The sequence below is a fragment of the Sphingomonas sp. LHG3443-2 genome (assembly GCF_049896405.1).
Classification (GTDB): Bacteria; Pseudomonadota; Alphaproteobacteria; order Sphingomonadales; family Sphingomonadaceae; genus Sphingomicrobium.
This window is the reverse complement of the sequence record NZ_JAFCUG010000001.1, coordinates 1,804,706-1,828,458: the sequence shown is the minus strand read 5'-3', so window position 1 is coordinate 1,828,458 and position 23,753 is coordinate 1,804,706. Positions and strand designations below refer to the sequence as shown.

Sequence of the window (23,753 nt, the reverse complement as noted above, 5' to 3'; positions counted from 1 at the left end):
GTCCAAGCCGTAGCGGCTCAGCGCGGAGCGTTCCAGATGAGGTCGCGCTCGAGCCGGCCCATCAGCGCGCGCGCGGGGCTTGGCACCGGCTGGTCGCTGAGTTGCTCCTCGTCGAGACGCCGCACCCGCTCGTAAAGATCGATGCTCGACGAGATCAGTGCCTTGGCCGCCTCGGGCAGCTGCGCCAGCACCTGCGCATCGCTTGCACCCGCGTGGCCGAGCCGACGCTCGGGTCGGCGGCCCGATGCGGCGCTGAGTTCGCCCGTCTCGACCGCCCGCTGGGTCAGCAGCCAGGCGATAATGTGCATCAGCCTGGTCGTGACCTTGAGCGATTCGCAGGCAAAGCCGACCCGGACGAACGGATCGAGCGAGTCGCGGTCCGCCCTGCTCGCCGTATCGAAATAGGTCCGCGCCTCGTCGGCCAGCAGCATCGCTTCCGTATAAAGGCTTTCGACCAGACGCGGCGTGATGCGGCTGCCGGTGGCTGTGGCTTCGGGGTTCGACACGTCCTTCATATGCGGCTCACCATAGGGGCTGAGGCTCGGAAGAGGAAAGCCGTTGCGGCCGTCTGGCTCCCGGCCGTCCCGATGCGAGACGCGGGAACCTGCACGCGCCTGTTACGCGATGATGTCCGGGACGCAGGCATCGAGCAGCAGCTGGATCTCGTCCTTGAGCCGCAGCTTGCGCTTTTTCAGCCGGGCCAGCGACAACATGTCGTCATCGCCGGCCGCAGCGCGCGCGGCGATTTCAGCGTCGAGAATGCGGTGTTCGGCACGAAGCGCCTGCAGACGGGCGGTAGGCTGGTCGTCGTTCATGATCGTCCGTTACCGCCAAAGCCCCAACGCTTGGTGACCAGCTCCACGGCAAACTGCGGCAGCGGCGCGGCAGGTCGCGCAAATTGGACGGGACAAACGGGCGGTTTCATGGTTTCTTCTTGTGGCTGTCACACCAATGAAAGGGAATGACGCACGATGGAAAAGGCTCACGTCGAGGCACTCGAATCAAAGCATGCCGCAATCCAGTCACAGATTGACCAGGAAGAGCGGCGACCCAACCCCGACGACATCCTTCTTCACCAACTCAAGAAAGAAAAGCTCCGCCTCAAGGACGAAATGCTCGGCCTGACGGTGCATTGAGCTGACACTTCGCCTCCCTGTCGCGCCGCGGCGGGGAGGTGCCAGTCAGAGACCCGGCCCACCCCGCTCGTCGTGCGGTGAGGCATCGGCCGCTCCGGTCAGTCGTCGCGGCTGACCTTCTCGATCCGCTCGTGTCGCTCCTGCGACTCGAGGGTCATGGTCGCGATCGGGCGGGCTTCCAGACGGCCAAGGCCGATCGGTTCACCGGTCACTTCGCAATAACCATATTCGCCGGCATACAGGCGGCGAATGGCAGCGTCGATCTTGGCGATCAGCTTGCGCTGGCGGTCCCGGGTGCGAAGCTCGATCCCCCAATCGGTTTCGCTTGATGCACGGTCGGCAAGATCAGGTTCGCGCAGCGTGTCGACCTGAAGCTGGGCCATGGTTGCCCGGCTCTCCTCGACAATCGCCTCCTTCCAGGCGCGCAGCTTGGCGAGGAAATAAGCCCGCTGGGTCGGCCCCATGAACTCTTCCTCGTCGCTCGGGCGATAGCCTTCGGCGAGGATGATGCGATCGAACGGTTCCGGTGTGTCGTAGACGTCGCTGAGTGCGGTAGCCATCTTCCCCTCCCCAAGTGGGTCGGAGACCGGCGGCATGGTCACCATGGCGCGCCGGTACCAACCCAAAGCACACCCGCCGCTTGCCCCTGACTCGACGCAGGACCGCAAGAGGCGATCACAAGGCATTTCCGAAGCTTAGCTCCGGTTCGAAGCCCAACTCGGCCCCTGCCGCGCCTCTACTTATAAGCGCCTCCGTGAACAAGCGGTGAAACGCCTTTCCCTCACCATGTTGCCAAAATAACGCAACCTTCCGCGGGCACTGTGGAGGTTGCACCGCAGCATTGGCTTCGCGCATAGCGAGACCCATGCGCATTCTCCTGACCAACGACGATGGGGTGAACGCCTCGGGCCTGAAGCTGCTGGAAGAGGTCGCGAGCGCCTTTACGGATGATTTGTGGATCGTCGCTCCGGCCGAAGAGCAGTCGGGCACCGGCCACTCGCTAACCCTGACCCGCCCTGTCCGCCTGCGCCGGCTGGGCGAGCGGAGCTTTGCAGTGGCGGGAACGCCGACCGATTCGGTGCTGATGGCGCTGTTTCACCTGATGCCTGACGAGCGGCCGGACGTGATCATTTCCGGCATCAACCGCGGTGCCAATCTGGCGGAGGATGTGACCTACAGCGGCACCGTGTCGGCCGCAATGGAAGGCGCGCTGGCCGGAGTCCGTTCCATCGCGCTGAGCCAGGTCTATGCCCGCGAAGGCATGGGCGACACCGTCCCCTACGCCGCCGCCGCGCATTGGGCGCCGCGGGTGCTCGAGCAATTGCTGCAAACGCCGCATGAGCCCGGCACCCTGGTCAACGTCAACTTTCCGGCATTGGCGCCCGAAGAGGTCAAGGGCATCAAGGTCGTGCGCCAAGGCATTCGCGATTACGGCCGCACCCGTATCGTCCAGCGCACCGACCCGCGCGGCTATCCTTATTACTGGTTCGGCCTCGGCCCCTCGATCGAAACGCCAGGCCACCAGACCGATCTCGAGGCGATTGCCGATGGCTATGTCTCGGTCACGCCGCTCCACCTCGACCTGACGCACGACGCGTCGCTCCAGGCGCTCGCCGACCGCTTCGAGAACCGATGAGCGTCGATCCCGCGGTCTGGTTCGAGTTCAAGGAGTTCGTGCGCCACAGCACGGGCTGGCCGATGGACACGCTTCACGTGGTGGGCGGGGTCGTTCTGCAACTGATGGTCGCCGCGTTGCTGCGTACCTCGCTGGCGAGCAAATGGCCGTGGCTGATCGTGCTCGGCCTGGAGTTCGCCAACGAAGCCTATGACCTGTGGCTGGAGCGCTGGCCGTCGATGGCCATGCAGTTGGGCGAAGGCGCGCGCGATCTTGTCGGCACCATGCTGTTGCCGACGCTCCTGTGGTGGGTCGCGAAACGCCGCCCGCGATTGCTGACCGGCGCCAAGCGGTGAGCCCTTTGCGCTCGTTCCGGCTGGTCGTCGGGGCACTCTCGGCAAGCGGGCGTCGGCAGCTCACCCTCCTAGCGCTGCTGACCGTCGCTGGCGGAGTGCTCGAGTTCGCACTTCTCGCAAGTCTCGTGACGCTGCTGCGGCAGTGGCTGGGGGGCACGGGCACTGCGGCGAACGCAGGCACCATCGGGCTGTTCGTCGGCGCAGTGCTGGCGACGGGTCTGGTCCGCTTCGCCCTGCTTGCCCAGACTCAGCGCCTCGCCTTCGGCACCGGCCACCGGCTGATCGTTGCGGTGCAGCGGCGCGTGCTGGCCCGCGACTGGCCGACCCATGTCGCTGCCCGCGCCAGCGGCCCGCTCGCCGCCATCGAGTTCGCCGAGCAGTGGCTTTACTGGGTGCTGCTGCCGATGCTGCAGGCGGCGGGAGCAGCGGTGCTGGCGATCGGCATCATGGCTGCCCTTCTCTGGTATGACGCGCCCGTCGCGCTAGCCGCCGGAGGCCTGCTCCTGGCTTTGTTCGCCGCCGCCAACCTGCTTGTCCGTGGCCGCATGAAGCGGGCCGGCGCTGATCTCGGCGACGGGTTCGAAGAACGCATCGCGGCAGTGCAGCAGAATGTCGGCGCGATGCGCGAGCTAATCCTCGCCGGCGCGCGCGGTGCTGCGGCCGAACGCTTCACCCGCATCGATCGCGCGCTTGCCGATACCCGCACCCGGCTGCTGACCGCGCAGGGAGTGCCGCGCATCCTTGTCGAAAGTGTTGGCCTCGCAGCGCTGGCTCTTGCCGCCTGGTGGCTGGCACAACGCAGCGGCGGGATTGCGGCGGCGCTTCCCTCGCTCGCCGCGCTTGGCCTCGGCGCGCAGCGCCTCCTGCCCCTCCTCCAGACCATTAATCACAGCCTGAACGCGCTAACCTCTTCCGGAGCGATCCAGGAGCGAATGGCAGCGCTGTTGGCCGAACCCGACCTCGACCTCTCCCCGCCGCCGCCGCCGCTGCCCTTCGCTGCGACCATCGTGCTGGAAGGTGTCGGCTTCACCTACCCGGGCCGCGATGAGCCGGCCCTCGACGGTATCGAGCTGACCATCCACCGCGGCGAGCGGATCGCGCTTGCGGGCCCCAACGGCAGCGGCAAGAGCACGCTTGCCGATCTCGTGATGGGCTTGCTCCTGCCCTCGGGCGGGCAGTTGCGGATCGACGGCCGGCCGCTTGATGCCCCCGACGTACCTTCCTGGCAGCGCAACGTCGCGCACGTGCCGCAAGCGCCTTTCGTCGCCGACACGAGCCTGATTGCCAACATCGCCTTCATGGATCCCACCCCCGACCAGCGCCGCGTGGACGAGGCGGTGCGGCTTGCAGGGCTGGAGGAGCTGGTCGCCACCTTGCCGCATGGCCTCGCGACGCGTGTCGGTGACCGCGGCCAATTGCTGTCGGGCGGCCAGCGCCAGCGGCTCGCGCTTGCTCGTGCGCTTTATGCGCCAGCACCCCTGCTGGTGCTCGACGAGGCGACCAGCGCGCTCGACCCGGCGTCGGAAGCCTATGTCCTGAGCGCCCTCGACGTGCTGCAACAGCGCGGGACCACCATCCTCATCATCGCCCACCGCGAGACGATGCTGGCGAGCTGCGACCGGGTGGTGCGGCTGGAAGGCGGCCGGCTGGTCTAGGCGGCGTTCGACAGGCTGGCCGACCCTTGCGCGTCCATCCAGCTTTCGAACATCAGGATCGACCACAATGCAACCGTGCTGTCGCGGTGGCCGGATTGATGCTCGGCATAGCGGCGACGGATTGCCTCGACATCGAACAGCCCGCCGCGGCGCAAACGCTCTTCGGACAGCAGATCGTCCGCCCAGGCTTTGAGCGGCCCGCGCAGCCATTCGCCGACCGGAATACCGAACCCCGCTTTGGGCCGGTCGGTCAGTTCGCGCGGCACATGGCGGTCGAGGATCTTGCGGATGATAAGCTTGCCGCGCCCGTCGGCGATCTTCATGCCGATCGGAATCCGCGCCGCCACCGCCGCCAGCCGGTGATCGAGGAACGGCACGCGGGTTTCGAGGCTCACCGCCATCGACGCGCGGTCGACCTTGCACAGGATGTCGTCGGGGAGATAGCCAAGCGCATCGCCGACCATCATCCGCTCCGCCGGGCTTGCGCCTGCGAGTGAAAAGGGCACGTCCGGCACCGGAGCGGCGCCCAGCACCGGGCTGCGCTCGAACGCCCATTCGTCGATGAAGGCGCGGTAGATGTCGTTGGGGCCTTGCGCGTTGGTGGCAACGCGCAGCCCCTTGGCGATGCGGGCAGCGCCGGTGCCGCGCGGGCCGCTGCGGACCAGCAGCTCGAACCAGCGCTGCGGCAGACTGCCGAGCGGTTTGCCGAGCGCACGAAGGCCCGCCGGAATAGGCTGAAGCCGGCGCCACATCGCCGGACCGATGACATGGCGGTTGTAGCCGCCGAACAGTTCGTCGCCGCCGTCACCGGTCAGCGCTACCGTGACGTCTGCCCGCGCGAAACGGCTGACCAGATAGGTCGGGATCTGCGAGCTGTCGGCGAACGGCTCGTCATACATGGTGGGCAGCAGCGGCAGCACCTCCATCGCCTCCCTGGGCGTGACGTAAAGCTCGTGATGCTCGGTGCCGAGGTGGGCGGCGACGGCTCGCGCATGAGGTGCTTCGTCGAAGCCCGCTTCGGTGAAGCCGATCGAATAGGTACGGACGGGCCGGCCCGAAACCTGCTGGTAAAGAGCAACTACGGTGGAGCTGTCGAACCCGCCCGACAGGAACGCGCCGACCGGCACGTCGGCTACCGCCTGATCGGCGATCGCTTGGCGCAGCGCTTCCTCAGCGGCATCGAGGGCCTGTCCCTCGTCGCGGATCGGGTTGGCGAGCCCGGCTGCGACCACTGCCGAATAGTCGTAGTAACGGGTAAGTCGCAGCCCCTGTCCTGCCTCGCCGAGCGATGGTGGCGCCGTCCGGGGGGCGACTCCCGGCGTCACCCCGAGAATGCAGCCTGGCTGGAGCTTGAAGACCCCGCGGTAGATGGAGAGGGGCGCCGGAATGTAGGAGCGCGCGCACAGGCCGGCGACTGCCTGCCGGTCGATCTCGGCGCTGAAGCCGGGCAAGGCGCGGATCGACTTCAGCTCGGAGGCGAAAGCAAGATCCTTGCCGATCCACCCGTAGTATAAGGGTTTCTCGCCAAACCGATCGCGCACGAGGCTGAGCGTCCTACTGCTCCGGTCCCATAGCGCCAGCGCGAACATCCCCGCCGCACGCTCCAAGGTCGCAGCGAGCCCCCAGTGGGCAATCCCTTCGGCCAGCGTCTCGGTGTCGCTATGCCCGCGCCAGCCGCCGTCCGGCGTCGCGCCCGCTGCATCGAGCTCGGCGCGCAGGTCGCGATGATTATAGATCTCGCCGTTGTAGCTCAGCACATAGCGACCGTTGAACGAGGCCATCGGCTGCGCCCCGTGGGGGCTGAGGTCGACGATCGCCAGCCGGCGATGCGCAAAGCCGACGCCGGCCTCCCCGTCCGCCCACACGCCGCCCGCGTCCGGCCCGCGATGGAGGATAGGACCGGCCATCTCCTCCAGCAAGCGTTCGTCGCCCGCGGAGGGGCCCAGCAATCCAGCGATACCGCACATGGCCTCGCCTCTACCCCGCCCAGTCTCGGCAGGGAAGCGGGCGCGGGGGCCTGCGGGCTGGCCAGCGGCTCCCTCCCCCGCTAGTGCCCGGCGCGTCAGGGAAGGATAGAAGAACTTTATGCGCATCTGCATGATCGGCACCGGCTACGTGGGCCTGGTTTCTGGAGCCTGCTTCGCGGATTTCGGCCATGACGTGACTTGCGTGGACAAGGTCCCTGCCAAGATCGAAGGCCTGCTCGCCGGCAAGATGCCGATCTGGGAGCCGGGGCTCGAGGCGCTCGTCAAGCATAATGCCGATCACGGCCGCCTGAAGTTCACCACCGACCTTGGCGAGGGCATTCGCGACGCCGATGCGGTGTTCATTGCCGTTGGCACGCCCGCGCGGCGCGGCGACGGCCATGCTGACCTCAGCTTCGTCTACGCCGCCGCCAAGGAGATCGCCGGCGCGCTGACCAAGAAGGCGGTGATCGTCACCAAATCGACCGTTCCGGTCGGCACCGGCGACGAGATCACCCGCATCCTCGCCGACAATGGCGCGCCCGAGGGCACCAGCGTCGCCTCCAACCCCGAATTCCTCCGTGAAGGCGCCGCTATCCGCGACTTCAAGATCCCCGACCGTATCGTGGTCGGGGCGGAGGACGAATTCGCCCGCGAGGTGCTGCGCGAGGTCTATCGCCCCTTGTTCCTCAACAAGGCCCCCATCCTGTTCACCGGCCGGCGCACGGCCGAGCTGATCAAATATGCCGCCAATGCCTTCCTCGCGACCAAGATCAGCTTCATCAATGAGATCGCCGACCTCTGTGAAGCCGTTGGTGCCGACGTGCAGGAAGTCAGCCGCGGGATCGGCCTCGACAATCGCATCGGGCCGAAGTTCTTGCACGCCGGCCCCGGCTACGGCGGAAGCTGCTTCCCCAAGGACACGCTGGCCTTGCTCCAGACTGCCGAAAAGGAGCAGGTCGGCATGCGCATCGTCAACTCTGTCGTCGAGGTGAACGATGCGCGCAAGGCGGCCATGGCCGACCGGGTCCGTGAAGTTCTCGGCGGCGACCTGCAGGGCAAGCGCGTCGGCGTACTCGGCCTCACCTTCAAGCCCAACACCGACGACATGCGCGATGCGCCGAGCCTGGCGCTGATCAAGCGCCTGCAGGAAGGCGGCGCCGAGGTCATCGCCTTTGACCCGGTCGGGCGTGAGCAGGCCGAACCGATGCTTCCCGGCGTCACCTTCGCCGAGGACGCCTACAGTGTCGCCGCCGGTGCCGATGCGCTGGTGCTGGTGACCGAGTGGGACGAGTTCCGCGCCCTCGACCTCCGCCGCCTCGCCGGCGCGATGCGGGCCAAGCACCTCATCGACCTGCGCAACGTCTACGATCCCGCCGACGTCGAGCGGGCGGGCCTCTCCTACCGCGGCATTGGGCGCGGCGAGCAGCGCGGCTGAACTCGCCATGGCGGTCCTCGTCACGGGCTGCGCAGGGTTCATCGGGATGCATGTCACCCGGGCCCTGCTTGCCCGCGGCGAGCATGTGGTCGGGATCGACAACCTCAACGATTATTACGACCCGGCGCTGAAGCACGCCCGGCTGGCCGAGATCGGCCGAGCGGGCGGGGAGTTCGCCTTCCACCAACTCGATTTCGCCGATGCGGCGGCGCTCGAGGCCGCGCTGGCAAGGGTCGAGATCGACCGCATCGTCCATCTCGGCGCGCAGGCGGGCGTTCGTTACGGCCTTGAAGCGCCGGCGACCTACATTCTTTCCAACCTCGTTGGCCATGCCAACATCCTCGAACTGGCGCGGCACCGGGAAATTGGGCACCTCGTCTATGCAAGCTCCTCCTCGGTCTACGGCGGCGGCACGACCTTGCCGATGTCGGTCGACCAGCGCGCGGACCGGCCCCTGTCGCTCTACGCGGCAACCAAGAAGTCCGACGAGCTGCTGAGCGAAAGCTACGCTCACCTGTTCGCGCTGCCGCAGACGGGGCTGCGCTTCTTCACTGTGTATGGACCCTGGGGCCGGCCGGACATGGCGATGTGGCTGTTCACCGACGCGGTGCTCGCTGGGACCCCGATCAAATTGTTCAACCATGGCCGGATGCGCCGGGATTTCACCTTCATTGACGATATCGTCGATGGGCTGATCCGCACCCTCGATCGCCCGCCCGCAGCAGACGGCAGCGCGAAGCCCGGCGGCAGCCGCGGCCCTCACGCCATCTACAACATCGGCAACAGCCGCTCTGAAGAGCTTGGCCGTCTGGTTTCCCTGATCGAGCAGGCGACCGGCCGCACGGCCATTGTCGAGCACGCCGAGATGCAGCCCGGCGACATGACCGACACCTTTGCCGACACCAGCGCCATCGCCCGCGATACAGGGTTCGCGGCGCGCACCAGCCTCGATCAAGGCGTGCCGCGCTTCGTCGAGTGGTTTCGCCACCACCACAACCGCTGAAACATCCTCCGCATCGGCGAGGCCTTGCCTCCCCACCCCCTGCCTCTAGAAGCGGCGGCAGTATTCCGTCCGGAGCCTCGCTTGACCCTGCCCACCCTTCCCGCCGGCTGCCGGATCATCGACTTCGCCCTTCGCGGCGACGAGCGTGGCAGCCTGATCGCGCTGGAAACGGGCAAGGACGTGCCTTTCGACATCCGTCGCACCTATTACATTTTCGGCACGCTTGAAGGCGTCAGCCGCGGCTTCCACGCGCATCACCGGCTGCAGCAGATGGTGGTGGCGGTCAGCGGCTCGTGCGACATCCTGCTCGACGATGGCAAGGAGCAGGTCACCGTCACCCTCGACCGCCCCGACCAGGGGCTTACCCTTCCACCGATGGTCTGGCACGAGATGCACGACTTCTCGCCCGGCTGCGTGCTGCTGGTGCTTGCCGACGACCTCTACGACGAGGCCGATTACATCCGGAACCACGACGACTTCATGGCGCTGGTCGAAGGCGCGGCTGCGTGACCGTACCGTTCCTGGAACTTGGCGCGGCCTATCACGCGCTCAAGGCTGAGATCGACGCGGCGGTGAGCCGAACGCTGGATTCTGGCTGGTACATCGGTGGCCCCGAAGTCGCGGCGTTCGAGCAGGCTTTTGCGACGTCGGTAGGCGCCGCTCATTGCGTCGGGGTCGCGAACGGCCTCGACGCCTTGCACCTGGCCCTGCGCGCGCTCGGGATCGGTCCAGGGGACGAGGTGATTACCGCCAGTAACAGCTATATCGCAACGCTGCTGGCGATCAGCATGGTGGGCGCGACGCCGGTACTGGTCGAACCGGACGAGCACACGCACAATCTCGACCCAGCGAATATCGAGCGGGCGATTACGCCCCGCACCCGCGCCATTCTTCCGACCCATCTCTACGGGCAGCCCGCCGACCTCGATCCCATGCTGGAGATCGCCGAGCGGCACGGGCTGAAGCTCGTCGAGGATGCGGCGCAGGCGCATGGCGCGCGCTACAAGGGCCAGCCGGTCGGCGCCCACGGGCACGTGGTCTGCTGGAGCTTCTACCCAAGCAAGAACCTCGGCGCACTGGGCGACGCGGGCGCGGTCACGACCAACGATCCCGAGCTTGCCGACCGCATCCGCACGTTGGGTAACTACGGCAGTCACAAGCGCTACGTGAACGAGGTACGGGGAACGAACAGCCGCCTCGACCCGGTGCAGGCTGCAGTGCTTGGGGTGAAGCTCAGGCACCTTGCCGAGTGGAACGAGCGCCGGCGCGCGACAGCGGCCTTTTACCTCGAGCGCCTTGCCGGCACGAATCTTATCCTTCCCGCAGTGCCCGAGTGGGCCGATCCGTGCTGGCACCTGTTCGTCGTCCGCAGCCCCGAGCGCGATCACCTGCAGGAGCGGCTGGCAGAAGCGGGCATCCAGACGCTGATCCACTACCCCATCCCGCCGCACCGCCAGCAAGCCTATGCCGACCTCGGCCTCGGCGAAGGCGCTTTCCCGATCGCCGAACGGCTCGCAAGCGAAGTGCTGAGCCTCCCCATCGGCCCGCATCTCGCTGGCGAACAGGCTGAGCGGGTTGTCGAGGCGGTGCGACAGGCGGCAGCGCAGTGATCGCGGCCGACGCGACGATCCACCCGCGAGCGGAGGTTCATCCCGGCGCGGCGATCGGCGCGCGAACCCGCGTGTGGCAGTTCGCAATCGTGCTCGGCGGCGCGCAGGTCGGCGCGGATTGCAATCTCAACGCACATACCTTGGTCGAAGGCGGAGCCACGATCGGCGACCGCGTGACCCTGAAGTGCGGGGTCTACGTCTGGGATGGAGTTACGCTCGAGGACGATGTGTTCTGCGGGCCGAACGCCACCTTCACCAACGACAAGCAGCCTCGCTCGCGCCAGCATCCGCAAGCCTATGCGCGTACGGTGGTCGAGCGCGGCGCTTCCATTGGAGCGGGCGCGGTTATCCTGCCAGGCCTGCGTATCGGTGCCGGTGCGATGATCGGGGCGGGCGCGGTGGTCACCCGTGACGTGCCGGCAGGCGAGACCTGGGTTGGTAATCCCGCTCGCCCGCTCGCCTGAGCCGGGCGGATGGTGAAGACGTCTCACAGCCAGATCTTGCGCGCTACCTCGCTGCTTGGCGGCGCGGGGGTGGCGAACATCCTGATCTCGCTCATCCGCAATAAGTTCGCCGCGGTGCTGCTGGGGCCAAGCGGCCTTGGCCTCGTTGGGCTGATGCTGTCGCTGATCCAGTCGGCAAGCGCGCTCGGCGGGCTTGGCATCCCCAACGCCGCCGTGCGCGAGGTTGCGGCGAAGCAAGCGGGCGGTAGTGACGAGGAGCTTGCCAAGGTTCGCTGGGGAGTGACGCTGGGCACGGTGCTTGCAGCCACGCTGAGCGGGGTGCTGCTCTACCTCTGCCGCCAACCGATTGCCGATCACGTGCTCGAGCAACCGGAACTTGGCTCGATGGTCGGGTGGATGGCTCCAGCTGTCGCCTTGTCCATCATCACCGCAAGTCAGGTCGCCCTGATTGCAGGGTCCGGCAAGGTCAGCTGGGTTGCTGGAGCAGGGGTCGTCGGTGCCGCCATTTCGACCGCGCTTGGCGTTGCCGTTCTGCTGATCTGGGGCGACGCGGCGATCCTCCCGTATATCCTGGCAACGCCCGTAGGGAGCTGGCTTGCAGCGCATCTCTTCGCCCGGCGCCTTGCACGGCCGCGGCCAACGACCATTTCCGCAGCCTTCGAGCAGAGCCGCTGGCTCATGCTGATGGGCGCTCCGATGATGCTTGGCACCTTTGTGACCTATGGCTCGCAATTCGCGGTGCGGGCGATTGTCAGTGTCGAAGGTGGCATCCATGAGGTCGGCCTGTTCCAGGCGGCCCTGGCGCTTTCGACCATCTATGTCGGGGTGCTGCTGCAAAGCATCGGTAGCGATTTCTACCCTCGCTTGAGCGGCGTCATCGACGACCGGGAGACGGCGGTCCGGCTGATCAACGAGCAGACGGAAACGCTGCTCATGCTCGCCGGCTTGGTGGTGTTGGGCTTGTTGGCGCTCGCGCCGTTTGCGCTGAGGCTGCTCTACGCCGATGCGTTCGACGACGCGGCCACGGCGCTTCGCTGGCTGGTTCTCGGCAATCTAGTTCAGATCGCAGCCTGGCCGCTGGGCTTCTGCCTGCTCGCCGCCGCCCGCAGCAAGCTGTACCTGATCCTGGAGATCGGTGCCGCCGTGGTGACGATCGGATCGGCGAAGCTGCTGGTTCCCGCCTTGGGCTTCGAAGGCGCGGCGATTGCCACGCTGTGCGGGGCGTCCGCCTATCTCCTCGCGGTTGGGATCACGACCGCTTGGATCCGGCGCTCGGCGTGGCGGACGAAGACCTATGTTCTCTTCTTGGCCTTGCTCGGCGCCGCAGCTGGCGTGTTCGCTGCCGCGCAATTCGACTTCTGGTTGGGGACACTGGTCGGAGCGCTGCTCACCTTGTTGTGGATCGCCCTGGTATATCGGGAACTGCGCTTCCTGATCTTCCCGAAACGCGGCGTGGAGCCTGCCTCCTAAGGCCTGAACCGATAGGGTGCGGTGGACAGCATTTTCAGCGGTGGGTAGGCCGCCGGGCATGAGCATGCGTGAGCGCCCCCTGGTGACCCTGGCCGTGATTGCCTTCAACCAGGAGGAGTATATTGAGGAGGCGGTCCGCGCCGCCTTTACGCAGACGCATCAACCGCTTGAGATCCTGCTCAGCGACGATTGCTCCACCGACAGCACGTTCGCCCGCATGGAAGCGCTGGCCGCGGCGTACGACGGCCCGCATCGGGTCCGGCTCAACCGTAATGCGTCGAACCTTCACATCGGCGGCCATATCCAGAAGGTAGGAGAGCTGTCGTCCGGTGAGCTGATCGTGATCAATGCCGGCGACGACGTGTCCGAACCGAACCGCGTCGAGCGTCTGGTCGAAGCATGGTTGTCGGCCAGCCCCCGACCCGATCTCCTGCACAGCGACACTCGCCGCTATTCGCCCGAGGGTGAGCTTGGCGCGGTGGTCAAGCCAGCCGCCCTGCTCCGCACCAATCCCAGCCCGCTGAAGCTAGCCGAGAGCGGCGAAGGCGTGCTGGGAGCGACCCAGGCGTGGAGCCGCACCTTGTTCGAGCGCTTCCCGCCGCTTGGGTCTCACATCCATTGCGAAGACCGCATCCTGCCTTTCCGCGCCGCGCTGGGCGGGGGAATCGCCTATGTCGAGGAGCCGCTGCTGCGCTATCGCACTGGCGGCATCTCGGCGGACTTCCTGGCGAACAGCGCACGTGAGACCCTGTGGGGCAGCGGCCTCAAGGTGCATCGCTGGCTGCGCGACGGCTTTGCGCAGATGCAGCGGGATCTTGATGCGCGCCCCGACCTTGCCGTTGCGCCGGGCTTACGGGAGACTCTCGCCCGGCAGGAAGCTTGTAACGCAGCGCCGCTTGATCTTGCCGCGGCGCCATACGGCAAACGGCTGAGTCTCGCAGCCCGCCTGCTGCGTGATGCCAAGCTGTCATGGCCCGACCGCCTGCGCCCCGCTTTCATGTATCTCGCGCCAGCGCTGTGGAGCCTGCAGCTCGAAGCCAAGCGCAAGCTCGGCCGGCTTTAGCGGCGTCCAAGCAGGCGCTTGACCAGTTCAGCCCCGCGCTCGGCACGATAGGCGCCGACCCCTTGGCTCAGCAGTCGCAGCGGCAAGGGGCTTGTTCTAACGACACCGCCGTCGATCGCTTGCGCCATGGCGAACAGCCGCTCTGCTGCAACCCGGTCGCGCGCTCGCGCGGCATCGCGTGCAGCGACCCAGATCGCTTCCTCCATGGCCTGCCGCGCGTGCAAGTCGAACTCCGGAACGGCGGCAACCTCCTCTGTGATCGCCGACCACAACTGCACCGCGCGGCTTCCGAACTCACGATTAGCCGTGCCGGACAGCCGCGGCGCGTCGTGGATCCGGACGTTGATCGTCGGCACCTCGGTTGCGACGTAACGCAAGCCAGCGGCATGAACTCGGACTGCGAATTCCTGGTCTTCGCCAAGCCGGAGGCCGGGTCGAAGACCCCCGAGCCTGCGAAACAATGCGGCCGGAAGCAGCGTCAGCCAGAGCGGCATCGTTCCAGAGAGAAGCCCGGCAAAGTCGAGCTCCTCGCCCCGTCGGACCGAGCCGAAGCCATATTTCGCGGCTTCAACGGGGCGACCAGCCTCGTCGATGGTCGTGGCTTCGCCAAACGGGATTTTGGTCGGTCCGAGGAGCCTGGCCTCGTCAAGCAGGCGCCCTACAGCGCTCGGTTCGATAAGGTCATCAGAGTCCGCGAAGAAGAGATAGTCACCGCGCGCGGCTTCTGCCGCCAGGTTCCTTGCCGCGCTCGGCCCCTTGTTCGCTTGGCGCAGCACGCGGATGCGGTCGCCATAGCCCGCCAGCAAGGCGGCCGTGTCATCGGTGGACCCATCGTCCACCACGATCACTTCGTAGCGCTCGCCCTGCGCCAACGCACTGTCGATCGCACCGCTCAGGAGGGCTGCGCGATTGTAGGTCGGAATGATGATGCTGACGTCAGGCACCTGCGAGGCTTAGCCGCTACAGCTCAGCCGGCAAGAAGCTCTTCGTAACGCTGAAGATTGGCCGGACCGCTGATCTCCCGCGCCCTTGCCCGCTGCCGCACGGCATTTGGTGGTGCGTCCAGTTCGTCCAGCATGGCGTGGGCGAGCGCCCGTTGATCGCCGACCGGCGCAAGGCGGCCATACCGGCCACCCTCCAGCAACTCGGCCGGTCCCGCTTCGCAGTCGGTGCTCACCACGCGCAGGCCGGCGTGCAGCGCCTCGACCAGAACCAGCGACATGCCCTCGTAGTCGGAGGAGAGCACGAACAGGTCTGCCTCCGCATAGAAGGGCCAGGGGTCGAGCTGGAAGCCCGGCAGCACCACCTTGTCGCGAAGGTCGAGTGCGTCGCGCAGCGCTTCCAATTCCCCCCGCAGCGATCCCTCGCCAAGGATGATCAGCCGCGCCTGCGGATGTTGCTCCGCTACGATCGCAAAGGCTCGGATCAGAAGCTGGTGGTTCTTCTCTGCCTTGAACGATCCGGCGGAGATGATGCGGGGCGAGGCGCCAGCCCAGGACTCGCATGCGCCCGCCGTGGTTTCAATCGTCTCGGGCAATCCCACCGGATTGTAGATCACCTCGACAGCCTCGGTCGGCAGGCCAGCAAGCTTTGCGACATCGGCTGCAGCTCCCCGCGACACTGCGACCCGGTGTTCGGCGCGGGGATAAAGCAGACTCATGCTGGCTCGCAGCGCCATGTGCTTGCGCGCGCCCGAGTAATGGTCGGAGAGAAACGTATGGTCGCTCAGCACCAGCTTGGTGCGGGAACGAGCCAGAGCCCTCGCGGCAATGGCGATCACCGTGCAGGGCCACATGATCGCCTGAAGCGACCATGGGCACTCTGCCTTCAGGTAGCGAACGAGCCCTGCCACGCTCGCGGCAAGGCGAGAGGACTGCAGCTCCACGACACGGACGCCAGGGGGCACCAGCGGGAGCAACACCCCGCCACTGAAGGCCAGAACGAGGTGCACTTCATGCCCCGCCGCAACGAGATGGCGCATGATTTCTAACTGCACCCGCTCCGCCCCGCCCCCAGCCATGTCGGGCAGGAAGAAAGCGACCTTTCGCCGTGGCCGGGGTGGAGCCGCGGCCGGCGGCTCAGACAAAGCGGCGGAAATAGTCGATCGTCCGCGCCAAGCCCTGCTCAAGCGGAACGGTCGGCTCCCAGCCGAGCTTTTCACGAGCGACGCTGATGTCGGGCTGGCGCTGCTTGGGATCGTCGGCAGGCAGCGGCATGCGGATGATTTCCGAGCTGCTGCCGGTCTGCCGGATCGCCATTTCGGCGAGTTCCAGGATGGTGAATTCGTTCGGATTGCCGATGTTCACCGGACCCGTGATCTCGGCCGGCGATTCCATCAGCTTGACGAACCCGTTGATGAGATCGTCGACGTAGCAGAAGCTGCGGGTCTGACTGCCGTCACCGTAAATGGTAATCGGCTCACCCTTCAGCGCCTGCATGATGAAGTTCGACACCACGCGCCCGTCGGCCGGGTGCATGTGCGGACCATAGGTGTTGAAGATCCGGACGACCTTGATCTCCATCCCGTGCTGGCGGTGGTAATCGAAGAACAATGTCTCGGCGCAGCGCTTGCCCTCGTCGTAGCAGCTACGCGGGCCGATCGGATTGACGTTGCCCCAGTAGCTTTCCTGCTGCGGATGGACGTGGGGGTCGCCGTAGACCTCGCTGGTCGAAGCCTGGAAGATCCGCGCGCCGAGCCGCTTGGCAAGCCCCAGCATGTTGATCGCGCCGATCACGCTGGTCTTGGTCGTCTGCACCGGATCGTGCTGGTAATGAATCGGCGAGGCCGGGCAGGCGAGATTGTAGATCTCGTCGACCTCCACGAACAGCGGGAAGGTAATGTCGTGCCGCAGGAACTCGAAGTGCGGGTTGCTTGCGACCGCCTTCAGATTGTCCTTGGTGCCGGTGAACAGATTGTCCACGCACAGCACTTCGTGCCCGTCGTCGAGCAGGCGCTTGATCAGGTGGGAGCCAAGAAAACCGGCGCCGCCGGTAACCATCACACGCTTGCGGGAAGAATAATTGCGGGGCACGGCGGCTTTCGAAAGTTGAGTGAACAGGCCCAATCATTGCCCCACGTGGCGAGGGCTGTCCAGCGGACTGCATCTTCTCTAAGCGGGCCGCCGTCATGGCCGCCATTCTATATCTTTCCTATGACGGTCTAACCGATCCGCTGGGACCGAGCCAGGTTCTCGCCTACCTCGTCGAACTGGCAAAGGCGGGGCACCGGATCAGCCTCATCACCTTCGAAAAGCCGGAGCGGTCGGCGGCCGAGCGCGCCGCGCTGGCGGAGCAATGCCGGGCGGCCGGGATCGACTGGCATCCGCAAACCTATACCAAGAAGCCGCCGATCCTGTCGACGCTGAAGGATCTGCGGGTCATGACCAAGGTGGCCGAGCGGCTGGCCGCGCAGCACCGCTTCGATATCGTTCATTGCCGAAGCTACCTTCCCGCGCTGGTCGGGGCGCGGCTGAAGCGCAAGGCGGGCACCCGGTTCCTGTTCGACATGCGCGGCTTCTGGGCGGACGAGCGGGTCGAAGGCGGGCTGTGGGATGTCTCCAAGCCGATTTACCGTACGATCTACGGCTGGTTCAAGAAACAGGAAAAGCGCCTGCTCGCCGCGGCGGATCACGTCGTCGTGCTGACCGTAGCCGGACGCGACATCTTGCGCGGTAAGTGGAACGTGCAGTCGGCAGTTCCCGTCACGGTTATCCCCTGCTGCGCAGACTTCGCCGCTTTCCCTGCGGTGACGCCGGACGCGCGCGATGCGGCACGCCGGACGTTCGACATTCCGGCGCACGCACCCGTTGCCGCGTATCTCGGGTCAATCGGCACCTGGTACATGCTCGGCGAGATGCTCGACTTCTTCGCGGTTCAGCGCGCCCGTGATCCCGCTTCCGTGCTGTTGTTCGTCACCCGTGACGCGCCCGAGCCGATCATCGCTGCGGCGGCGGAGCGCGGGATTCCCGTTTGGGCGCTACGCATCCAGGGCGGCACCCGCGCGGAGGTCCCGCGCCTCCTCGCCGCTGCCGACTATGGCTTGTTCTTCATTCGCCCGACTTTTTCCAAGCAAGCGAGCTCGCCGGTGAAGCTCGGCGAATTGCTGGCAATGGAGCTGCCGGTGGTCACCAATGCGGGCGTCGGCGATGTCGATCGTATCCTGGAGGAAACTGGTGCGGGTGTCTCAATCGCGACGCTGGACGAGCCCGGCTATGAGCGTGCGCTGACCAATCTGGACGCGCTACGGCCGGACATGGTGCGCTGGCGAGAAGGCCGTGCGCGCTGGTTCGATCTTGGCGAAGGCGTGCGGCGCTACGATGCCATCTATTCGGAACTCAGCCGCTGATCAGCCGCGCCCGACCGCACGGAAGAGGTCGATGAGCCGCGGTGCCTGCGACGCGAGCGAATAATTGGCGACCGCCCGCTCGCGGCCCTTGGCTCCGAGCTGTTGCCGAAGCGCGGGATCGGCAATCAGGCGGCGCAGCCCCACTTCCCACTCCGCTTCGCTGGTAGCGAGAAATCCGTTTCTCCCCTCCTCCACGATGCTGCTGTTGACCCCCACCGGCGAGGCCATGACGGGCAAACCGCAGGCCATGTACTGGATGAGCTTGAAGCCGCTTTTGCCCCGCTCGAACGGCCGGTCGAGCAAGGGCATGATGCCGATCGACAATGATCGCACCATCCCGATCTCGCTGTCCTCGCTCCACTCGATGAGGTCGAGACCATCGAACCGGTCCGCCTCCGCTGCCGAGCCAGCACCGATGGCGCGGACCCGGACGCCCGTGTCACGGTGAAGCCGCTCGAGGAGGGGGAGCAAAGGCCGCATGTTGGCCCACGTCGTCGGACTACCGATCCAGCCGATGATCGGCCGCTCGGCCAGTGGCGTTGAAGGCCGCCACCGATCGGTATCGACGACCGTCGGCACCACGACCGTGCGGTCACAGAAACGCGCGGCATGCTCGCGGAGCAGATCGTTGCCGCAGGTGACCGCCGCGGCTCCTTTCAGGAGGCGATCGAACTTGCCACCCAGTAGGCGGCGCACCGCTGCCTTCCCGTTGGCCTGGTAAGCAAGATGGAAGGCATCATCCCAGTCGTAGATGACTGGCACCCGGCGCGGCATGGCTGCTTGTTCAAGGGCGGCCGGCAAGTAGGGAAACAGCTCGCCATAGACCCAGAGGAGATCGGGTTTGCGAGCGGAAGCAAGGGTCGCCATGCGGCGCGCATAGGCTGCGGCAACGCCGCTTCCGGCGCCGCCACGCCCCTCGACCAGCCGCTTCATGTGGCCATCGCCGAGCAGCGGGTGCCATTCGACCTCGATGCCGGCGTCCGCCAGCGCGGGCAGGAACTGGAGCAGGCGATAGCGCGTGCTCGCCGCATCGCGGTCGTAGCGGGTGAACGCAAGCACCCGCATCAGCGTTCGTCCAGCAGCCTCTTTACGACCGGTGCGAGACTGTCTTTCCAGTCGGGGAGGGCGAGCCCGAAGGCGTGGCGAAGCTTGGAGCCATCGAGCACCGACCAGGCCGGCCGCTGCGCAGGAGTCGGGAACTCGCTGGTCGGGATCGGTCTGATGCGCGTCGCGGCGCCGCTGACGCGCATGATTTCGGCGGCGAATTCCGCCCAGCTCGCCTGCCCGCTGCCAGCTGCATGATAGGTCTCACCCCAGCCGGCGCGGTCGCCGGTCGCGCGGCGTGACGCAAGCGCAAGGATCAACTCGGCAAGATCAAGCGCGTTGGTGGGAGATCCGACCTGATCGGCGACGACCGCAATCTCCTCGCGCTCACGCGACAGGCGAAGCATGGTCTTCACGAAGTTGGCGCCGAACGGCGAATAGACCCACGCGGTGCGAAGGATCAGGTGATCACCCTGCCCCGCGCGGACCGCGGCCTCGCCCTCGGCTTTGGTCCGACCGTAGGCGCCAAGCGGGGCGATGGGCTCATCCTCGCGCATCGGCGCATTGCCAGTGCCGCCGAAGACGTAATCAGTGGAAACGTGGATCAGCGGGGCACCGACCGCCGCCGCCGCCTCGGCGATCTCGCCGGCGGCGTCGGCGTTGATGCGGTGCGCGAGATCGGGCTCCGCCTCCGCTTTGTCGACGGCGGTATACGCCGCGGCGCTGATTACTAGGTCCGGCTGTGCCGTGCGAATAGCGGCTGCAGCGGATTCGCGAACGGCCAGGTCGCATTCGGGACGCGCGGCGAAATGAAGCGATAGATCGGGGTACCCAGCCGCCCGCTCTGCCAGGCTCCGCGCAAGCTGACCGTCACGCCCGGTGACGAGGACCCTCATCAGGCCTTGCCGAGCCGCTCGCCGGCATACGCCTCACGCAGCGGGCCCCACCACCATTCGTTGGCAAGATACCAGTCGACGGTGCGGGCAAGGCCCTGCTCGAAATCGACCGAGGGCGTCCAGCCAAGTTCACGCTCGATCCGCGAGCAGTCGATCGCATAGCGCCGGTCGTGGCCCGGGCGGTCGGTGACGAAGGTGATGAGCTCGCGCCGCGGGCGGCCATCCGCCAGGGGGCGGCGCTCGTCCAGCACGTCGCAGATGGCTTCCACCACCTGCAGGTTGGTCCGCTCGGCCTTGCCTCCGACATTGTAGCTTTCGCCGACCACGCCGGTGCGGAAGATGGTCTCGAGCGCCGCGGCATGGTCCTCGACGAACAGCCAATCGCGGACATTCTCACCCTTGCCGTAGACCGGCAGCGGCTTGCCTTCGAGCGCGTTCAGGATGACCAAGGGAATTAGCTTTTCGGGGAAGTGGTACGGTCCGTAATTGTTGGAGCAATTGGAGAGCACCACCGGCAGGCCATAGGTGTGGTGCCAAGCGCGAACCAGGTGGTCGGACGCCGCCTTGCTTGCGCTGTAGGGCGACGAGGGCGCGTAGGGCGTTTCCTCGGTGAAGAAGCCGCTGTCGAAGGGCAGGTCGCCGAAGACTTCGTCGGTGGAGATGTGGTGGAAGCGGAACGCTTCTTTCGCGTCGCCTTCGAGGCTGCGCCAATAATCGAGTGCGGCCTGAAGCAGTTTGTAGGTGCCGACGACGTTGGTCTCGATGAACACGCCCGGCCCGTCGATCGAGCGATCGACATGGCTTTCGGCGGCGAGGTGCATGATGCCGCTGACCTGCTCTTCGCGTAGCAGTGCGCCGACCAGCGCCTGATCGCCGATATCGCCTTCGACGAAGCGATGGTTGGCGGCGCCTTCGACCTCCTTGAGGCTGGTCAGCGAGCCCGAATAGGTAAGCTTGTCGAGGGTGATGACGCGCTGGCCGGAAGCGACCAGCCGGCGCACCACCGCGCTGCCGATGAAACCGGCACCGCCGGTGACGAGAATGGCATTCATGAAAAAATGTCCGCCTCTGCGAGAAGGGGTGCGTTCTGGTCCTTGGCCGACAAAAGCCACTGATCGCGGGGCAGCGGCCAGTCGATGCCGATGGTGGGATCTTCGGGGTTGATCCCACGATCATGGTCAGGGCTGTAGGGCGCCGTAACCTTGTACTGCACCTCGCTCTCGTCCTCGAGCGCGAGGAAGCCATGGGCGAAGCCGGCCGGGACGAGCAGCTGGTTCCAGCTCTCCGCCGACAGGGTGACGCCGGTCCACTGGCCGAACGTCGGGCTGGAGCGCCTGATGTCGACTGCGACGTCAAATACGCTGCCGCGGGTCACGCGAACCAGCTTGGTTTGGGCAACGGGTTCGAGCTGATAATGAAGGCCGCGCAGCACGCCCCGCGCCGAGCGGCTGTGATTGTCCTGCACGAAGACATGGTCGAGCCCGGCTTCGCGAAAGCTCCGCTCGCTCCACACTTCCGAGAAGAAGCCGCGATCATCGCCGATCCGTCGCGGCAGGATCTCGAGCACACCCTCGAGGCTGGTCGCCCGAACCTCAAGCATGGGCAAGCTCCTGAACCCGGCGGCGCAGATAGCCGGCGTAAGGCGTCTTGCCGAGCTGCTCGGCCCGCTTCAGCACGGCCGCCCCATCGAGCCAGCCCTGTTCGAGCGCGATTTCCTCGGGGCACATCACCTTGACGCCCTGGCGATGCTCGATGGTGCGGACGAAGCTGCTGGCGTCGAGAAGGCTTTCGTGCGTGCCGGTGTCGAGCCAGGCAAAGCCGCGGCCGAGCCTGGTCACGTAGAGGTCGCCAGCGGCAAGATAGGCGCGGTTCACGTCGGTGATCTCGAGCTCGCCGCGCGGGCTGGGTGCCAGATAGGCGGCGATCTCGACCACGCGGTTGTCGTAGAAATACAGGCCGGTGACCGCGAAGTGCGATTTCGGATTGGCAGGCTTCTCTTCGATGTCGGTCACCTTGCCGTCGGCATCGAAGGTCGCAACGCCGTACCGCTCGGGGTCCTCGACCGAATAAGCGAACACCGTGGCGCCGCTCTCGCGTGCGGCGGCTTCGCGGGCGAGATCGCCAAGGCCGGCGCCGTAGAAAATGTTGTCGCCCAGCACGAGTGCGACCTTGTCGTCGCCAATGAATTCGCGGCCGATGATGAAGGCTTCGGCAAGTCCGTTCGGCTCGGCTTGCTCCGCATAGCTCACGCGGATGCCGAATTCCGTCCCGTCACCAAGCAGGCGCTGGAACAGCGGCAGATCATGCGGCGTCGAAATCAGCAGGATGTCTCGGATGCCCGCCAGCATCAGCATCCCGAGCGGATAATAGACCATCGGCTTGTCGTAGACCGGAAGCATCTGCTTGGAGACGGCCAAGGTCGCCGGATAGAGACGGGTCCCGCTCCCGCCGGCAAGAATAATCCCCTTCACTGCTACTCCCCGCTTCGCTACGCCGCGCCCCATGAGGCTGCGACACTCCGATAGCAGAGACTTGGGCCTAAGCGAGCGCAAAGTCGGGGCACTTGCCCCGCTGAGGGACGGCGCGGCGTGATCCCTTACTGGCTCCTTTGGGCCTTCTTCTTCTGCGGCGTGATGCTGTCCCAGCGCCAGCCGCGGGCGGAGCTGCAGCTGCAGCTGCAGTATCAGCAGTATCCGGGTTGGATGCCGCCACTTGGCCGTCCAGGCTTGTCGCTCGTCGCCATCGTCGGGCTGATCGGCATGACCCTGATGATCGGTCTGCGCTATGATGTCGGGGGCGACTGGAACGCCTACGAGTTCATCTTCAAGCGCGCCGGTTATCGCACCTTCGACCAGAGCCTGCTCCAGAGCGATCCCGGCTATGCCGTCCTGAACTGGCTGGTGCAGCAGGTCGGCGGCGAGGTGTGGCTGGTCAATCTCATTTGCGCCGCAATCACCGTCTGGGGCCTTGCCGCGCTGGTCCGGCGGGAGCCCAACCCGTGGCTCTCGCTGCTCCTTGCCGTGCCCTACCTCATCGTGGTCGTCGCAATGGGCTACACCCGGCAGGCAGCGGCGCTCGGGCTGCTGATGCTCGGCCTCGCGAACCTGCTGCGGACCGGAAGCCTGCCGCGCTTCATCTTCTGGGTCGCGCTGGCGGCGCTGTTCCACAAGAGCGCCGTGGTCTGCCTGCCGATGGTCGCCTTCCTCGGCAATCGCCGCAGGATTGTCGACCTCGCCCTGCTCGCCACCGCGGGCCTCGGCCTCTACACCCTGCTGCTGCAGGACAGCGTCGATACCCTCGTCAAGAACTACATCGGCGCACGCTACAGCTCGGCCGGCGCGGCGATCCGGGTGTCGATGTCGCTGCTGCCCGGAATCATCTTTCTGCTGTTCCGGCGCCGCTTCGGCTTCAGCGAAACCGAAGAAAAGCTGTGGCGCAACTTCTCGCTGGTCGCGATCGGCAGTGCGATCGCGCTTGCCATCTCACCTTCGTCGACCGCCGTCGATCGCATCGCGCTGTACCTGCTGCCGATCCAGTTCGTCGTCCTGGCGCGAATTCCCGGCACGTTGGTCCAGCGCGGCTTCGGGACGGTCCTGGTCTCTGCCTACAGCGCCGCCGTGCTGTTCACCTGGCTCACCTTCGGAGTCCACGCCCAGCATTGGCTGCCCTATCGCACCTGGCTCGACAGCTAGGC

Annotated in this window: 25 protein-coding genes; 13 read left to right on the top strand and 12 right to left on the bottom strand. The window is 66.3% G+C overall.

Annotation, left to right across the window (positions count from 1 at the left end):
* Positions 1 to 17: 17 nt before the first annotated feature.
* Both ACP69Z_RS09125 and ACP69Z_RS09120 read right to left on the bottom strand, forming a co-directional pair.
* Positions 18 to 515, bottom strand: a complete 498-nt coding sequence (locus tag ACP69Z_RS09125) for a DUF1465 family protein (protein ID WP_426267186.1) — start codon at positions 513 to 515, stop codon at positions 18 to 20.
* Between the two features lie 102 nt (positions 516 to 617).
* Positions 618 to 815 carry a DUF465 domain-containing protein gene (locus ACP69Z_RS09120; protein ID WP_426267185.1) on the bottom strand — a complete coding sequence of 66 codons (198 nt, stop codon included), beginning with the start codon at positions 813 to 815 and terminating at the stop codon, positions 618 to 620.
* A 156-nt stretch (positions 816 to 971) separates the two neighbouring features.
* On the opposite strand from ACP69Z_RS09120, the gene ACP69Z_RS09115 reads away from it, so the two are divergent.
* Positions 972 to 1,136: a YdcH family protein gene (locus ACP69Z_RS09115; protein ID WP_426267184.1), complete on the top strand. Its 165-nt coding sequence runs from the start codon at positions 972 to 974 to the stop codon at positions 1,134 to 1,136.
* A 98-nt stretch (positions 1,137 to 1,234) separates the two neighbouring features.
* Here ACP69Z_RS09115 and dksA read toward each other — a convergent pair whose 3' ends face one another.
* Complete coding sequence (gene dksA / locus ACP69Z_RS09110) at positions 1,235 to 1,696, bottom strand: RNA polymerase-binding protein DksA (RefSeq protein ID WP_426267183.1); 462 nt, start codon at positions 1,694 to 1,696, stop codon at positions 1,235 to 1,237.
* Between the two features lie 305 nt (positions 1,697 to 2,001).
* On the opposite strand from dksA, the gene surE reads away from it, so the two are divergent.
* From surE to ACP69Z_RS09095, 3 genes are read left to right on the top strand one after another with little or no spacing between them, the layout of a single operon-like run.
* The gene (gene surE / locus ACP69Z_RS09105; RefSeq protein ID WP_426267182.1) at positions 2,002 to 2,772 is read left to right on the top strand and encodes a 5'/3'-nucleotidase SurE; all 771 of its coding nucleotides are present in this window, start codon (positions 2,002 to 2,004) and stop codon (positions 2,770 to 2,772) included.
* Positions 2,769 to 3,107, top strand: coding sequence for a hypothetical protein (locus tag ACP69Z_RS09100; RefSeq protein ID WP_426267181.1), 339 nt, complete (start codon positions 2,769 to 2,771; stop codon positions 3,105 to 3,107). Before surE ends, ACP69Z_RS09100 begins: the two co-directional genes overlap by 4 nt.
* Positions 3,104 to 4,762, top strand: coding sequence for an ATP-binding cassette domain-containing protein (locus ACP69Z_RS09095; RefSeq protein WP_426267180.1), 1,659 nt, complete (start codon positions 3,104 to 3,106; stop codon positions 4,760 to 4,762). The genes ACP69Z_RS09100 and ACP69Z_RS09095 overlap by 4 nt, the downstream gene beginning before the upstream one ends.
* Here the strand turns inward: ACP69Z_RS09095 and asnB are convergent.
* Positions 4,759 to 6,729: an asparagine synthase (glutamine-hydrolyzing) gene (gene asnB, locus ACP69Z_RS09090; protein ID WP_426267179.1), complete on the bottom strand. Its 1,971-nt coding sequence runs from the start codon at positions 6,727 to 6,729 to the stop codon at positions 4,759 to 4,761. The two genes, ACP69Z_RS09095 and asnB, sit on opposite strands and share 4 nt — an antisense overlap.
* Before the next feature lie 118 nt (positions 6,730 to 6,847).
* Here asnB and ACP69Z_RS09085 point away from each other — a divergent pair, with 118 nt between their 5' ends.
* The 7 genes from ACP69Z_RS09085 to ACP69Z_RS09055 all read left to right on the top strand — a co-directional run bounded on the left by ACP69Z_RS09085 (position 6,848) and on the right by ACP69Z_RS09055 (position 13,774).
* On the top strand, positions 6,848 to 8,164 hold the full coding sequence (locus tag ACP69Z_RS09085; protein WP_426267178.1) for a UDP-glucose dehydrogenase family protein: 1,317 nt from the start codon (positions 6,848 to 6,850) through the stop codon (positions 8,162 to 8,164).
* A 7-nt stretch (positions 8,165 to 8,171) separates the two neighbouring features.
* Entirely contained in the window at positions 8,172 to 9,167 is a 996-nt protein-coding gene (locus ACP69Z_RS09080) for an NAD-dependent epimerase/dehydratase family protein (protein ID WP_426267177.1), read from the top strand.
* A gap of 81 nt (positions 9,168 to 9,248) precedes the next feature.
* Positions 9,249 to 9,677 carry a sugar 3,4-ketoisomerase gene (locus tag ACP69Z_RS09075; RefSeq protein ID WP_426267176.1) on the top strand — a complete coding sequence of 143 codons (429 nt, stop codon included), beginning with the start codon at positions 9,249 to 9,251 and terminating at the stop codon, positions 9,675 to 9,677.
* On the top strand, positions 9,674 to 10,777 hold the full coding sequence (locus ACP69Z_RS09070) for a DegT/DnrJ/EryC1/StrS family aminotransferase (protein WP_426267175.1): 1,104 nt from the start codon (positions 9,674 to 9,676) through the stop codon (positions 10,775 to 10,777). Before ACP69Z_RS09075 ends, ACP69Z_RS09070 begins: the two co-directional genes overlap by 4 nt.
* On the top strand, positions 10,774 to 11,241 hold the full coding sequence (locus ACP69Z_RS09065) for a DapH/DapD/GlmU-related protein (RefSeq protein WP_426267174.1): 468 nt from the start codon (positions 10,774 to 10,776) through the stop codon (positions 11,239 to 11,241). Before ACP69Z_RS09070 ends, ACP69Z_RS09065 begins: the two co-directional genes overlap by 4 nt.
* A 9-nt stretch (positions 11,242 to 11,250) precedes the next feature.
* Positions 11,251 to 12,711 carry an oligosaccharide flippase family protein gene (locus tag ACP69Z_RS09060; protein WP_426267173.1) on the top strand — a complete coding sequence of 487 codons (1,461 nt, stop codon included), beginning with the start codon at positions 11,251 to 11,253 and terminating at the stop codon, positions 12,709 to 12,711.
* A gap of 64 nt (positions 12,712 to 12,775) precedes the next feature.
* Positions 12,776 to 13,774 carry a glycosyltransferase gene (locus tag ACP69Z_RS09055; RefSeq protein ID WP_426267172.1) on the top strand — a complete coding sequence of 333 codons (999 nt, stop codon included), beginning with the start codon at positions 12,776 to 12,778 and terminating at the stop codon, positions 13,772 to 13,774.
* On the opposite strand, the gene ACP69Z_RS09050 is transcribed toward ACP69Z_RS09055, so the two are convergent.
* Genes ACP69Z_RS09050 through ACP69Z_RS09040 form a run of 3 tightly spaced genes read right to left on the bottom strand, consistent with a single transcriptional unit; the run spans position 13,771 to position 16,773 of the window.
* On the bottom strand, positions 13,771 to 14,718 hold the full coding sequence (locus ACP69Z_RS09050; protein ID WP_426267171.1) for a glycosyltransferase family 2 protein: 948 nt from the start codon (positions 14,716 to 14,718) through the stop codon (positions 13,771 to 13,773). The two genes, ACP69Z_RS09055 and ACP69Z_RS09050, sit on opposite strands and share 4 nt — an antisense overlap.
* Before the next feature lie 23 nt (positions 14,719 to 14,741).
* Positions 14,742 to 15,794, bottom strand: a complete 1,053-nt coding sequence (locus ACP69Z_RS09045; RefSeq protein ID WP_426267170.1) for a glycosyltransferase — start codon at positions 15,792 to 15,794, stop codon at positions 14,742 to 14,744.
* A 58-nt stretch (positions 15,795 to 15,852) separates the two neighbouring features.
* Positions 15,853 to 16,773 carry a UDP-glucuronic acid decarboxylase family protein gene (locus tag ACP69Z_RS09040; RefSeq protein ID WP_426268076.1) on the bottom strand — a complete coding sequence of 307 codons (921 nt, stop codon included), beginning with the start codon at positions 16,771 to 16,773 and terminating at the stop codon, positions 15,853 to 15,855.
* Positions 16,774 to 16,901: 128 nt separating this feature from the next.
* On the opposite strand from ACP69Z_RS09040, the gene ACP69Z_RS09035 reads away from it, so the two are divergent.
* Complete coding sequence (locus ACP69Z_RS09035; RefSeq protein ID WP_426267169.1) at positions 16,902 to 18,119, top strand: glycosyltransferase; 1,218 nt, start codon at positions 16,902 to 16,904, stop codon at positions 18,117 to 18,119.
* Here ACP69Z_RS09035 and ACP69Z_RS09030 read toward each other — a convergent pair whose 3' ends face one another.
* Genes ACP69Z_RS09030 through rfbA form a run of 5 tightly spaced genes read right to left on the bottom strand, consistent with a single transcriptional unit; the run spans position 18,120 to position 22,530 of the window.
* Positions 18,120 to 19,184 carry a glycosyltransferase family 4 protein gene (locus ACP69Z_RS09030; RefSeq protein ID WP_426267168.1) on the bottom strand — a complete coding sequence of 355 codons (1,065 nt, stop codon included), beginning with the start codon at positions 19,182 to 19,184 and terminating at the stop codon, positions 18,120 to 18,122.
* Entirely contained in the window at positions 19,184 to 20,059 is an 876-nt protein-coding gene (gene rfbD / locus ACP69Z_RS09025; protein WP_426267167.1) for a dTDP-4-dehydrorhamnose reductase, read from the bottom strand. The genes ACP69Z_RS09030 and rfbD overlap by 1 nt, the downstream gene beginning before the upstream one ends.
* Complete coding sequence (gene rfbB, locus ACP69Z_RS09020) at positions 20,059 to 21,111, bottom strand: dTDP-glucose 4,6-dehydratase (RefSeq protein WP_426267166.1); 1,053 nt, start codon at positions 21,109 to 21,111, stop codon at positions 20,059 to 20,061. The genes rfbD and rfbB overlap by 1 nt, the downstream gene beginning before the upstream one ends.
* Positions 21,108 to 21,659, bottom strand: a complete 552-nt coding sequence (gene rfbC, locus ACP69Z_RS09015) for a dTDP-4-dehydrorhamnose 3,5-epimerase (protein WP_426267165.1) — start codon at positions 21,657 to 21,659, stop codon at positions 21,108 to 21,110. The genes rfbB and rfbC overlap by 4 nt, the downstream gene beginning before the upstream one ends.
* Complete coding sequence (gene rfbA, locus ACP69Z_RS09010; RefSeq protein ID WP_426267164.1) at positions 21,652 to 22,530, bottom strand: glucose-1-phosphate thymidylyltransferase RfbA; 879 nt, start codon at positions 22,528 to 22,530, stop codon at positions 21,652 to 21,654. The genes rfbC and rfbA overlap by 8 nt, the downstream gene beginning before the upstream one ends.
* 117 nt (positions 22,531 to 22,647) lie before the next feature.
* Between rfbA and ACP69Z_RS09005 the strand changes: the two genes are divergently transcribed.
* Positions 22,648 to 23,751, top strand: coding sequence for an EpsG family protein (locus ACP69Z_RS09005; protein WP_426267163.1), 1,104 nt, complete (start codon positions 22,648 to 22,650; stop codon positions 23,749 to 23,751).
* Positions 23,752 to 23,753: the final 2 nt, after the last annotated feature.